Annotated in this window: 10 protein-coding genes and 1 tRNA gene; 6 read left to right on the forward strand and 5 right to left on the reverse strand. The window is 39.1% G+C overall.

Translation table 11 applies throughout. The annotated features are described in order from the left end of the window. Positions 1 to 398 (forward strand): ArsR family transcriptional regulator (locus tag MNV_RS08950; RefSeq protein WP_179293894.1); only part of this gene is annotated, 398 nt, incomplete at its 5' end. Between the two features lie 1202 nt (positions 399 to 1600). Continuing rightward, entirely contained in the window at positions 1601 to 2788 is a 1188-nt protein-coding gene (locus tag MNV_RS08955) for a hypothetical protein (protein WP_096205354.1), read from the forward strand. A gap of 96 nt (positions 2789 to 2884) precedes the next feature. Here the strand turns inward: MNV_RS08955 and MNV_RS08960 are convergent, their stop codons facing one another. Together MNV_RS08960 and MNV_RS08965 are read right to left on the reverse strand one after the other, a co-directional pair. After that, the gene (locus MNV_RS08960) at positions 2885 to 5161 is read right to left on the reverse strand and encodes a type IV secretory system conjugative DNA transfer family protein (protein WP_096205356.1); all 2277 of its coding nucleotides are present in this window, start codon (positions 5159 to 5161) and stop codon (positions 2885 to 2887) included. Then, positions 5162 to 6289 (reverse strand): hypothetical protein, encoded by a 1128-nt coding sequence (locus MNV_RS08965; RefSeq protein WP_096205358.1) that lies wholly within the window; start codon positions 6287 to 6289, stop codon positions 5162 to 5164. A gap of 875 nt (positions 6290 to 7164) precedes the next feature. Here MNV_RS08965 and MNV_RS08970 point away from each other — a divergent pair. Next, positions 7165 to 7238, forward strand: a tRNA-Asn gene (locus tag MNV_RS08970). A 295-nt stretch (positions 7239 to 7533) separates the two neighbouring features. Here the strand turns inward: MNV_RS08970 and MNV_RS08975 are convergent. Further along, positions 7534 to 8379, reverse strand: a complete 846-nt coding sequence (locus MNV_RS08975) for a tyrosine-type recombinase/integrase (protein ID WP_096205360.1) — start codon at positions 8377 to 8379, stop codon at positions 7534 to 7536. An 89-nt stretch (positions 8380 to 8468) separates the two neighbouring features. Here MNV_RS08975 and MNV_RS20680 point away from each other — a divergent pair, with 89 nt between their 5' ends. Both MNV_RS20680 and MNV_RS19560 read left to right on the forward strand, forming a co-directional pair. Beyond that, complete coding sequence (locus MNV_RS20680; RefSeq protein ID WP_257000008.1) at positions 8469 to 8939, forward strand: type IV pilin N-terminal domain-containing protein; 471 nt, start codon at positions 8469 to 8471, stop codon at positions 8937 to 8939. An 11-nt stretch (positions 8940 to 8950) separates the two neighbouring features. Continuing rightward, positions 8951 to 9499: a type IV pilin N-terminal domain-containing protein gene (locus MNV_RS19560; protein WP_257000007.1), complete on the forward strand. Its 549-nt coding sequence runs from the start codon at positions 8951 to 8953 to the stop codon at positions 9497 to 9499. A gap of 131 nt (positions 9500 to 9630) precedes the next feature. Here MNV_RS19560 and tnpC read toward each other — a convergent pair whose 3' ends face one another. After that, positions 9631 to 11106 (reverse strand): IS66 family transposase, encoded by a 1476-nt coding sequence (tnpC, locus tag MNV_RS08990; protein ID WP_179293896.1) that lies wholly within the window; start codon positions 11104 to 11106, stop codon positions 9631 to 9633. A gap of 165 nt (positions 11107 to 11271) precedes the next feature. Between tnpC and MNV_RS08995 the strand changes: the two genes are divergently transcribed. Further along, positions 11272 to 11850: a DUF63 family protein gene (locus tag MNV_RS08995; RefSeq protein WP_096205364.1), complete on the forward strand. Its 579-nt coding sequence runs from the start codon at positions 11272 to 11274 to the stop codon at positions 11848 to 11850. Positions 11851 to 12293: 443 nt separating this feature from the next. On the opposite strand, the gene MNV_RS09000 is transcribed toward MNV_RS08995, so the two are convergent. Further along, entirely contained in the window at positions 12294 to 12653 is a 360-nt protein-coding gene (locus tag MNV_RS09000; protein WP_096205366.1) for a winged helix-turn-helix transcriptional regulator, read from the reverse strand. Positions 12654 to 12670 lie beyond the last annotated feature (17 nt).

Below are 12670 nucleotides of genomic sequence, written 5' to 3' on the forward strand. Positions count from 1 at the left end.
AAAAGTCTCTGAAATCTCTTACTATTAGACAACTTGATGAAAAGGATGAAGAAATTGCAGACGATCTTATCTCTTTAGGCATGAGCAGACCTATTGCCAGAGTTCTAAGCTATCTTAAACATGTGGATGAGGCTACGACCATGGACATTGAGAGAGGCACAGGATTACGCCAGCCTGAAGTGAGCATAGCAATGAAGCAGTTGAAAGAGTATGACTGGATAAACGAAAAAGAAGAGAAGAAGCCAGGGAAAGGCAGGCCGTATCGGATATACTCACTCAAAGTCAAATTTAATAATATCATCACTCAGATTGAAAAGCAAAAGAAAAAGGCTTTCGCTGATGTGGTATTTAAAATTCAACGATTGAATGTGTTGGGGAAAACTACACCTGTTGGATAATAATATTCAAATTGAAACTAAAGCAAGAGAAGCATTCGCTTCTATTACCTATTCCCGACTTCGAACCACTCTTTGAAACTACTCTTCTTTAGTTCATCAACGGTGGCTATTTTTACCGCTAAGCCCTTGTCTGGCTTGTCTTTCCGCGAGGTAGCTGGTTACTGGTTTTCTTATTCCTTGAAAATTAACAAAAAATATTCGATTTTGTACCACAGACTTTAATAGATTTTTTAAATTCAACCGATAACTTTATAACGACAAGTATGATAACATCTTATTAATTCATTATGACCATAATGAAGGTGAATTAAAATGAATAAGGATAGGAAAGCTAAGGACGATGATTATCCACGGGCCTTTATCTGCACATTCTGCAAACAGGAATTTGCATCAATGGGCTCTGTGTTCAATCACATGAACGATATGCATGGCTTTGCTCGTAAAAGCACATAAAATTATTAAAACTGAAATTTGACTCAAAAGCGTATATGCTGATCAGTAGAGCTTAGCCAATGGCTTAGGGTGGGCGTTGGTGAGTACCTTAATACCTTTGATTTCAGAGCATTAATTCAGGCATCCTTACTTATTCCTCACCTCAAACCAATCCTTGAAGCTGCTTTTCTTTAGTTCATCAATGGTGGCTACATTAACAATCAGACTCTATCTCATCATTGAATGAAGCTTCTTGCTGCAATTTTTACCAGTTTCTGGCTTATTAGAGCAGAAAAGGAGAGTATATTTCAGTACGCGATATGAGGTGAATATAACTCTCCTATGATTATCTATTTTATCAAACTATCTTATACGTTCACTTGTTTGCCCTGATAGATATGCTTGTAAAAATTCCTATGGTAACGGATTATTCCTCACCTCAAACCAATCATTAAAAATGCTCTGAATCAGTTCATCAATGGTGGCTGCTTAAATCCATAATCAGACTCTAGATCATAATTAAGTGGGAATCTCTCTATAACTTTGCCAGTCTTCAAGTTTAGAGTCCATTATCAATGTGCAATGAACCGTTAGTAGGTGTCTAAAGATGATTAAAATTTATCGTAAAATTAATTTTACAAAAGTTTTATGTAATGAAAAATAAATTATAGAATGGAGCGGCATAAAATGATAACATCTGGATTATTAAAAAGCTCAAAGTGTCAGTTTACAAATAAAAACACCCACTTTGAGCCATGGTGGGATTTTGCATGAAATACCTATTTGGGGATTCGATAGAATTCCCCCAGCAAAAAGATTTCCTTGCACTGCTAGATAATTTTATCGAAACCAGCATTAAAGCAACAACCCTCGAGAATACTGTTTTTGATTTAAAAGAGACCATCAGGGACAGGCGCAGGCTTAAGACCTCTGTTTTGGATGAAATGGATAACTTTCTCTTAACCGTTGATACAGCAATTTCAGAAGCGGTTGCAAGAAGCAAAGAGCAGGAAACAATTGTTAAGTATGCAGAAAAGAGCAGAGAGTTTCTAAAAAAATTCATAGAGGATGGCGAGACAAAGTTTTCAGATGAAGTATTCCAAGGAATAGCAGATTTTGAGAAAAAAGTAGATGAAACCGATGAAAAGACACGAAAAATTCTGGAATCATTTTTTATCCTGGATCCTATACCTATAATTAATAAAAAATATACGGTTAAGGCGGCAAAAGAAGGTTATTCTGCAAAAGTACAGGTCGACTATGAAGGTAACATTTCGAGCGTATTTAATATTGCATCCTCGGAAATTCCTTTCTGGCACAGGCATGTTAAAGCCCGTGATTTTATAAAAGGCGTTGAGATTCCGGCAAGGATGAAAAAACCAATTCTTAAGAAGGAGCTGGTGCCTGATATTGTGAACATAGATGATTATTATCTCAGCGACCTCGTCCTTTCAGGAAAAGAGATTGAAGTCGTTTTCAGGAAAAGACTTGATATCTCAGTCGAACGGTTCAGATTAAAAATGAATTTTATGGGCGAATTCGCAGCCGAGGTTTATCATGCTGAAGAAAATGACACTGAAAAAAATATTCAGGCAATCCCAAAATTGAAAGACGCACTTACGATCCTTAGACTTCGCGAGTTGGGAGAAAAAATTGTTGAACAAACAAACGCTCTCTATCCAAGGAAACAACGGTTAGAGTCTCTTTATCTAGGCGGCAAAGATGTACTTGAAGAAAATCTCGTCTTTGAACTTATGCAAAAGGTTGCAGAGATTTTCGCCCCCACCGTTGCTGAGATAAAAAAACACAGTCCTTCGGAAGAAGAACTTTCTCTCAAATTAGAGGATGAGAAGGGGATAAGAAGCGAGATATATCTGAGAAAATCAACGGTTAGAGAGAAGCTAAAAGCAATAAATGAAAAGGGTGATAGATTGTTCGCGGCTCTGAATATACCATAACCTCTTCAATATTTAAGAGCATATCCAAATATTTTTTTCATGGGCCGCAAGTTGCACCCTTCCCTCTTAAAATTATAATACTTGGGTAAGGCATCTTTACTTATTCCCCACCTCGAACCACTCTTTAAAACTGCTTTTCTTTAATTCGTCTATAGTAGCTATTTTTACAACTAAATCCTTGTCCGGCCTATCTTTTCTCAGCCTGAACATTGTTTTCAAGGCAACCTGAATCAGTTTCTTTTTGGCAGTTTCATCGCTGGCTATCTCATAGAGAGTATCAGAGTATTCAAGATTTTTCCTGATGTTTTTTTCAATTTGATCTTTTGTTGTGCGGTGCTCAATCTCGATTCTTAAGATCTGGCCGTCCTTTTCTGCTACAAGGTCGGTATAGCCTCTCTCGCTGATATTTAAGTCAGTTGCAATTGCGTCTTCTTTCTTTACCCTGTAGCCTTCAGGCTCTAACCAGTTTTTAATAAGTTCCAAAGAAACTGCTTTTCCGAGTTTTCCTCCGCCTCCAAGCTCGTTAATTGCCCGGTCAGAGGGGATGCTGAATTTCTCGGCAAAAGCCATCTCTCCCCATTGGGAAAGCCAGTAATAGGAGCTTCTTCCTCTTTTTACAAATTCAACTAAACCTTTGCCCTCCGGAGGAAGCTTCGACAGCTCGTAAAACTTAGTCTTGAATTCAGAGTAATGGCAGGTTGAATCTCCCAGGCTTTTCAGCTTCTTATTAGCTTCTATAAAGATATCCGAAGCCTGGTAGCTTCCTGTGCCGATTGCCCAGAGCATTGCTTTTTCTAGAGGGATAAGGGAAGCGGTAATTTCTTCCAATGTCTTTGATTTTGTTTTTTCTTCGGTCTTTGGCTTTGCTATCTCTTCTGGTTTTGCTATTTCTTCGGATTTGAGTTTTTCGTCTTTCTCCTTCGCTTCTTCCAGTAGCGGCTTTATTCGTGGTCTAAGATACTTAAGCCCAAAGTGATGGTTCTCAAGAATCTCATCGTACGTTTCTTTACTAACCTTGGCCAGTTTATGGGCAGGGACAATTGTTTCGGTTTGGAGCGGGATTATTCCGCCTTCTATCTTGTGCTTGATATAGAAAAACCTGCTTGGCAAGGACTGGAGCTCCTGAAAGTACTTTTCCCATTCTTCCTGGTAGGAGTAGAAATCAACATCATCTGACTCTGAAGAAATTGAATAGGATTTGACTTCCGTGCCCGTCGTTTCAAAAAACTCCTTGGCCATTATTTCCGTATCTTTTCTGGAAATTCTGAAACAAGCCTGGATTCCGCAGTTAGTGAGGATTGAATCCTGCAAATCCTCTGGCAGTTGAGAGAGGTTCTGGTGAGCGAGTATCAGGGATAAGCCGTATTTTCTGGCTTCTGAAAGAAGCTCAATAAAGGTTTTGGTGGCAAAGTTCTGGAATTCATCAATGTATAGGTAGAATTGAGTCCTTTGTTCCTTGGAAATCTCAGAGCGGGAGAAAGCTGCCAGCTTAATCTTTGTCATAAAAAGAGAGCCAATGAGGTCAGCATTTTCTTTTAATCTCCCTCTGTCAAGCTTTAAGAGAAAAATCTGGCTATTATCCATGATTTCCCGTAAGGAAAACGAGGATTTCTTGAAAGAGAACATGTCCCGTATTCTGTCATCGGAGAGGAAGGCGTTGACCTTGTTAAGGGTTGACTCCGTCCATTCATCCCTTGTTTTGGGCGAGAGATTGTCGAAACGGATAAAGTACTGCTTTGTGATAGGGTGTTTTACTTTGTCTAAAGTATTCAGCCTGAAGTCTCCGTCTGTGAGAAACCCGGGCAATTCAACCAAGGTAAGTTCGGCTTCAATGAGGGCAATCAAAGTGTTTCGAAGAAGGTCTTCCATTCTTGCTCCCCAGGAATCATGCCAGATTTTCTTGAAGGCTTCAATAAGCTCGGCTGCTATTTCAGACGAGGAGATTCCTTCGGTTTTCTCTAAGGGATTGAAAGCTACGGTGTATTCCTCGTTGGCAGGGTCAACATAAACTATCCTTTCCCCTGTTTCTTCTTTTGATAAAGAGAGAAGAAGAAAGCCCTTGATTTCCTCTACCAAATCGCCGTGAGGGTCTATAAGCCCGAATCCTTTTTGATTTGAAATATCCTGCCTGATTAAGAATTCCAAGAACTTGGATTTTCCAGTACCAGAGGCCCCAACCACGTAGAGATGAGTACGCCTATCCTCCTCCTTGATCTTTGCCATTTGCATTTCGCCTTTGTTCTCGCTCCAGTACCAGCCAAGATCCAAGGCATCCTCTTCTTGAATAACTCTGGGCTCTGTTTTTGGTATCTCAACTATCTCTGTTTTGACTTCTTCTTTTTTACTTCCTTTAAGCCAGTCTAAAAATCCCATTTAGGTTATACCAAGGAATCCTTTTGATTTTCTGTCGATCCTTGAAGTGTCTTGATCAAGAGAGAGCATCAGCTTTACTACTGCATCTAAAATGGAGTAATGGCAGACTGTTGTATAGGCAGTTAAATCTTGGCGATCAAAAACGTCTAAGGATTCCAACGCAAAGGAGGCTACACCAATAAAAGGGATGAATCTTAAAAGAGCGCGCCAGAATGGGAGTCTATAGGTTAAGTACCAGGAAACATCGAGGTTGTTACCATAGTCTCTTGCATTGATAAAAATTTTGTATGGATTTAACCTAAAATTTTTATCAGTAGCAACCAAAAAATTTCTGCTTGTACCTAAGATGCCTCTTATTATGCCTGGTGACATTTCCGCTCTATGAATTTTCAACGAGGGAGCTTTTGAGGATATCATAAAAGCTTCAGCGAATACAAAAATATCCTCTGCCTTTCCGTTTCCTTCTTTAATCATTATACCCCAATTGTCTATTACCTGTTCTACTGCTAAAATCCTTTTCAGGATCAAATAAAGACCTATTCCAATCGAGAGAATTCCCAGGTATGAGAGAATTGTAGATATAGAAGAAGCTCTAAATAAAGAACTAATTAGCAAAAGGAGAATACCAACAACGATGAGAGCCAGGTCTTTTCTCGGTGTTTTATTTCCCCAGCCTTGCATTTTATTTATCTTCCCACCGATACTTTCGGTTTCCTCTTCTTCTATTTCCTCCTCTGCTTCCTCTTCATTATCTTCCTTCTCCTTTATCTTCATCTTAATAGCCAGGGCTTTGCTTTGTCTGATAGGATTATCAGAACTTTCAGAAACTTCACCGGATTTATTCTGGTCATCCACTGTGAGAACCTCGTGGTTATTTAAGGTCTGTTCCTTTTTTAAAACTCCTCTGGGCTTGCTCTGATCAACCTCTACTGGAATCTCCAGGCTGTCTAAGATCTCTTTTTTGCTTGAAGTCCCTGTCGGTTTAAAACCTATATAAATCCCTGCAGCGAGGAAAAGAATTCCGAAAATTGCGAAAAAGGGCGGAATAAGAGAACCTATAGCGAAAAAAAGAACGAACAAACCAATAAAAATTAAGATATTAAAAATCAAGGCATTGCTTTTTGACATTTTATCCTCCTGGCTTTGGACTGTTTTGTTTTTTAATTAAGATGCTCAAGTTGCTTACTATCTGTTTTTCAGTAAGTATTCCCTTTCCGAACATGTTTTTCCACCTCACCTAAGGTACTGGTGTTTAAAAAGAAAGGCTTTATTTAAATAGTTTTTCGTTTTAAAAATTTGAAAAGTGAGAGGCCTCTGTCAAAAACCAGTGGGTCTTTAATCTGCCCTGCAAAGGGAAGGGATGGCTTGAGAGGAGATAAAAATGGGCAATAGGATAAAGTTACCATCTCTTCATTGGTGTAGTTCTATGCCTGAGACTCCTTCAACTTAAGTATATAAATCAATGTCATCTCTCAGAAGGCAAGGATCTCTAGAACTTCTATTGTACCTCATTCCGCTTCCTGGAAGCTCCTACAAGCCATATCCTCGACCCTTACCCCTCCATAGAAAGGGCACTGGTCATAGGCAGGGTCGAACCACATGCATTCTCCACATCTGTTATCATATTCTCTGTTCAGTGACTCACACCCTCAAACTTTAAACTATTCATTTTTTCGTTTAGCTATTTAAAATTTGGGAAGACTACTACTTTCCCCAAAATACACTGGGTGGCATTAAATCATTCTCATGTAAATAATTTTTGGTCAAGCGTTACCCTTATTAATGAAGCTAGCTAAGTAAGCACTGGAGACAGAGGAGAGGATGGAACAAAGGTGGTGGCAACACGTTGCTGAGAATGCGGGGAATCAAGAGCTACTTGAGAGCTTCGGTCAGCGTGCGGCGATGGGCGACTCGTCCGCAAAGGCTGAATTAGAACTTCTAGAGATACAGAGGCAGGAAATAGCTTTTATGCCCCGCAACTGCCTATAGCGGATGTAAGATGTGCCTCCATAACTCAGATGGTAGAGTGCCTAGCTGTTAACTAGGAAGTCACATGGTTCGAACCCTGTTGGCGGCGTTCAAGACGTAATTTTTAGTAGAGCGAGCTACTAAATCGAGCCCGAGCGGAGCGAGGGGGGGAAATATACCATAGATTCGGTCTTCGGGGCATTTGGCAATTCTTATTATTGTAGATATGGAAACAATACGGGGGGAGGGGTAAGAAAGGTAGAGAACGAAAGGTGAAATAAGCTTTCATATTCTTCCATATGGGTATTCAGATTTTCATATTCTTCCATTTTCTTCAATTTTAGGAATAAGCCTTAAAAATTCCTGCGTTGCTCATTTCCCTTGCAAATTTTCTATTGATGATCTTAAGGGGGTAGTACTGCTTTTATCCTATCTTCTAAATCAATTTCCTTATTTTTCTTAAGTCTAAAAGTAAGACCACATTTGGGGCACTGTATCTTCACATGGTCGGGTTTAGCACCAAATACCTTATCATAAGCCTTCTTTCTATCCTCTACTGCAAACTGTAGGTAAATGGCAGTAGTGCCCAAGTCCTCATGTCCCAACTGCTGTTGTAAGGTTCTTAAATCCATTCCATGCTGAATACAATAAATCGCATGTCCATGCCGGAATTTATGGGCAGTAACCCACGATAATCCTACCTTTTCCCTGAGCTTTTCAATGTATAGTTTGGCTCCGTTTTCATTAAGGTTGATAATTTTATCGTTTGGCTTTAATGAATATTTCTTTATATGCTCATGAACCAGGTTCAAGGTATCCAAATCTATTATTACTGTTCTTGGCTTAAGTTCAATAGATTTAACGCTTTTACCGTAAACTGCAATTAGCCTGTCCTTAAAAACAATATCCTTAACCCTGATGCCATGATGCTCTTTTTGCACATAGGTCATAAAATGAGGGCATTTACTATCTGTGCATACCTTATCGTCTCTTATGGCACTCCATTTAGGACATCTGCCTTTTCGTTTGTTATAGAAAAGACATTGCGTAAAAATTCTTTTTGGTGTGCCTACTATCTCAGCAATTCTTGCGCCAGTAAAAAATAATAATCGAATGAACAGAGAATATTCGCCTTTCCTGGCACGTTTCAATACTGCACTGTTCTCATAGTCTTTGGCAGCCTGTTCTAACTTTAAGAAATCTTCGTATGTTACGTAAGCACTCAGATTTTTTATTGCTTCTGATACCATATTGCAGCCTTCTAATGATTTTAAAGGCTGAAAAACAAATCAAACAGCAAAGCTGTCTTTAATAAGTAAAATAAGGCTTATTAAAGGCTATATCGCCTGTCATCGGTGTTATCCTCATGGTGGCGATAACTGTCATATTAGCAGCAGTAATTGCAGCGTTCGTGTTCGGTATAGGCGGTCAGCAGGCTGCCGCACCGACAGCAAGTATAGTATCAGCGAACCAACCAGATACACCAGCGGTTGATATGAAAATACAGCACAAAGGCGGAGATACACTGAAAGGTGGAGACTGGAAGATGTCCGTAGTTGCTGTTGGAGATTCACCAGCGTATATAATTTCAAATTCAACCAGTGTTGGTACGTATGCAGTCGGAAACCAAATAGTAACATCATATCTGACAAACGCTACAGTTACTACCTATACGTTAAATAATAGTGCCTTAGTGACTACCGATACTGGCTTGGCGTATAAGATGGTTTCAGGCCAGAAGTACGATATCAAACTGGTCCACATCCCGTCCAACGCCATGCTGGTTGATGCTGTAGTTGAAGTAAGGTAGGGCAAATTTTTATGCCCTCTTTTTACTTTTTTCGGGGGCAGCTTGGTTTTTATTCTAATAAATTTAAAACAAATTGCACTGCTGTATCTCCTGTAATCGGTACCATACTGATGGTTGCGATCAGCGTGATACTGGCTTCAGTAATCGCTGTATTCGGATTTGGATTTACCGGTGATTTCGGCGGAGCAAGCCCAAAACCACCTACTGCGGCTATTACCGTAGCAAGTGTTCCTGAAACTACCGGGACTATCGATATGAAGATACAGCACAAAAACGGAGATACCTTGAGAGCTGGTGACTGGTGGATATCAATAGTACCAGTCGGGCAGCCACCCGTATACAAGGATTCAAGCACTGTATTCAAAGCCGGAGACCAGATAATCACTACGAATGTGACTGATTATCCCGGTGCTACGTATAATGTGACTAATGCAGTGGTCAACATAACTATTGGCGATGATTCTTCTGCAAGGCTTGTAGCCGGTCAAAAGTACGATGTTAAGATGATCGTCTATCCGTTCAAGAGCATGGTGCTTGATACGGTAGTTGAAGTAAGGTAAGCGGCTCAAGACTTATTGAATATTGCCGGTATGTAAATGAAGCCTTATTTTACTTATATCGTAACTATTCAGATATCCCCCCAATATCCCCTAAAATATTCGGTTTATCATAAAAAATTCAGTTCCGTTCTTTATTCTGCTGTATTAGGAATAAATGGCTTTCCACTTAATGCATCCTGAATAGCATCAATTACCGAAAGTTTGTTCTTTTTCACGGAAGATATGTAACCTCTGATGCGGCAGAACGAATCTGCTCCCTGAGTACTCCGAAACGTGCCGGAAATTTTCTGTTGTACTTTCATCATTCTGACATCTCTTTCTGCTTGATTATTCTCAAATGGAACATCAAAATCATGGATAAACCTGAGAATATCTTCTTTATAACCTATGAACCGATCTAAAAGATTTTTCGGCTTACTCTGGCTCTTTTTCCCACGTTTTTTTGATTGACTTTGAGGTATAATAAGGGATGGATTTTCCTCAATTCCAATTTTAGTTATTTCATCATACCTCTTTTCAAATTGAATGATTTGATCTGGTTCTAAACAGTCGGAAGTTGTCCTTGTTTCGTCCACACAGCTTTTGGCTTCAAGAAGAAGAACTTTCATATCATTTGACCAAAGTTGGTTATAATTCTCATAAATACCTGTTAACTCTCTCGAAAGATGAGAATTACAGAGTGAATGTTTACATCCATATTTAAAATATGGTCTCCAAAAATCATGCACAGCATTACCACTAAAACCAGGAAGAATCTCCATGTCATCCATAGCTTCAGAACCTCTTTTTATATGAGCCATATAATATGTCATTTGACCTGTGCTGGCTACATGAAGCCAGTTGCGTTGCCCATTTATTCTCATTCCAGTTTCATCAAAATGGACAACGGGTGATTGACTCAACAACTTCTTGACTTCATTTTCGAAATATTCCAGTTTCTCAAAACAGATTTTCTCTGCCCTGATCAGAGTGGCTGGGCTTATCATGCTTCCACAAACATCAGATAGTAGCTCACAGCAGCGGTCATAGGGGATAAGTTGATAATCATGCAAATAGACTGCTAAACCCGTTAAGCGAGGACCATACTGAACGGGATATTTGACATCTTCAGGAAAATCAGCTGTATTGATGCAACCACAAGTACATATTTTGACTTCAGCACGGTGTTCTTTGACTCTGATACTTACTGGCGGTATATCAAAAACTTGTCTAATTTCATAATCTTTGACTTTTAGGTCTCTTTGATTTTTACCGCAATTTTTACATTTTTCTATTTTGTAGAGTTCAGTTTCATCAGGATTGTCGACCATTTTTAATGTAGTTCCAATATGACCTTCTTGACCGCCCACTTTCTTACCACTTTTTACTCTTTGACTTTTTGGTTTGGGTTTCTCATAAGCAAAATTATCTGTAGATGGAGGTTTGCTGCTATTTCGGCTGTTTTTGTTAAGTCTTTCCTCCAACGATTTGACACGTTCTTCAAGCTGAACTATTCTCATAGCTTGCTGATCTATGATTTTCTGATTTTCAGCAATAATGCTGTTTATAAGAGTGATTACTGCTTCAGGACCCGCTTCATAAACTGCCAGAATATCTTCACGTTTAATATCTAATTTCAAGATTGAATCACCATATTAACTTAATAATCTTGCAATAGTGTCATAGTATATTGATTTTTCGAAAAATAATTCCAGAGATGATGTTTTAAATTTATTTGATATCATTGACTGGTTAAACAGAAAAAAAGGGTATCTGAATAGTAACTATTTTTTATCACGCCACTTATTTACTTTGTAATCTTTGGAATATGCTTTAGTATTCTCCTTTTAACAAGATATCTTGAGAAAACCCGGAGAATAAAGAGTTACACTAGCATATATGCGACTACTGGAATAATAATTTCAATTGCAGGCATTATTATTCTTGCTCTTTATTCCCAAGGCAGCCTGAGAATTGATATTTTATTATATAGTCTGATGCCAGCAGTGGCAATGACCGGAGTCGTTAAAAGAATATCCCCCGTGATTAAAATGGCATATCTTCGCAGCAGAATATATTCTTTTGCAATCTTTTCATTTGTACTTGATTCGTTTACAACGTACATCGGTGTTGATCTGCTGGGCTACACGAACAAACACCCTTTCAGTTCCTTCCTTCCCTCGATTTTTGGAACAGGAGCTATTTTGATTCCTTTATCCTTGATTTTAATCATGTTGATAATCCTATTTCTTGAAAAAGACTCAAAGGAGGATCACAATAAAGATGAGAAGTATATGTGGGCACTGATATTGATTGTTCTTGGTTTATCTATGGGTGCCAGGAATTTGCTGATGATGATTTTTGGAGTTTAGCCGATGTCCTGTATTTTGTGAAAATATTATAATGGAAAGCGAGCAGTTCTATCCTCAATAAGCACTGTATTCCAGTCAGGATCTCAAGATAGCGGCTGGCGCATATCTATCGTCACAAGGCATGTCGCCAGAGGACTTTGTTTGAGTACAGGCACTGAGTGAGGCAGAATCCTGAACTGATCATGACTTTTTGCCATAATAGGCAGTGCAGATAGAATCCACACCAGGGAGGTACCAATGAGACCGCCAGATTAAAGTAACATGTATTCTAAATATCATCCTTGCGCAGGTGACTTCGCAGGAAATGGTAAGCCGTGTGGGTAAGGCTTACAGCGCACCTTTACAGCCGCCCCACGTTGAAGCCCTGCGCCCTAATCAGCAATACTTTCTTACTCGAGTTTATGTGCTTTATTAATCAAGAGAAGAATCAACAATTTGTCAAGTTACACCTGAGCATAGATAGGTTGACTGGGAGGCATAAACCTGAGCAAAATCATCTTAATATCAGCATTTACAGTGTATCTCCTGTACTTGCCTTCCTGTTTTGATACAATTATATTGTCCTTACTGAGCTGCTGTATATACCAATGTATTGTGCTTTTAGCCAGATGAAATTTCTCTGTGAGTTCTTGATTTGTTACACCCGGATTTTCCAGAATAGCCCACAGAAGCATTCTGCCAGTCTCATTTTTGAGGTGGGCTACTATCATTTGCTCGTTGCCTTTGAAAGTCCCAGAATTCTGGAATAACCGCGTGAATTTTCCCATTTTCTTTAAGATAATTTTGTCTACTAATTTACCCAACTTTACCCCTGCTTATA

The organism is Candidatus Methanoperedens nitratireducens, assembly GCF_900196725.1.
Lineage (GTDB): Archaea > Halobacteriota > Methanosarcinia > Methanosarcinales > Methanoperedenaceae > Methanoperedens > Methanoperedens nitroreducens_A.

What these genes read in the sequence shown, in the direction of transcription:
- MNV_RS08955 (WP_096205354.1), top strand. Translation starts at nt 1,601, where the DNA reads ATGAAATACCTATTTGGGGATTCGATAGAATTCCCCCAGCAAAAAGAT.
- MNV_RS08975 (WP_096205360.1), bottom strand. Translation starts at nt 8,379, where the DNA reads ATGGTATCAGAAGCAATAAAAAATCTGAGTGCTTACGTAACATACGAA.
- MNV_RS08965 (WP_096205358.1), bottom strand. Translation starts at nt 6,289, where the DNA reads ATGTCAAAAAGCAATGCCTTGATTTTTAATATCTTAATTTTTATTGGT.
- MNV_RS19560 (WP_257000007.1), top strand. Translation starts at nt 8,951, where the DNA reads ATGCCCTCTTTTTACTTTTTTCGGGGGCAGCTTGGTTTTTATTCTAAT.
- MNV_RS08960 (WP_096205356.1), bottom strand. Translation starts at nt 5,161, where the DNA reads ATGGGATTTTTAGACTGGCTTAAAGGAAGTAAAAAAGAAGAAGTCAAA.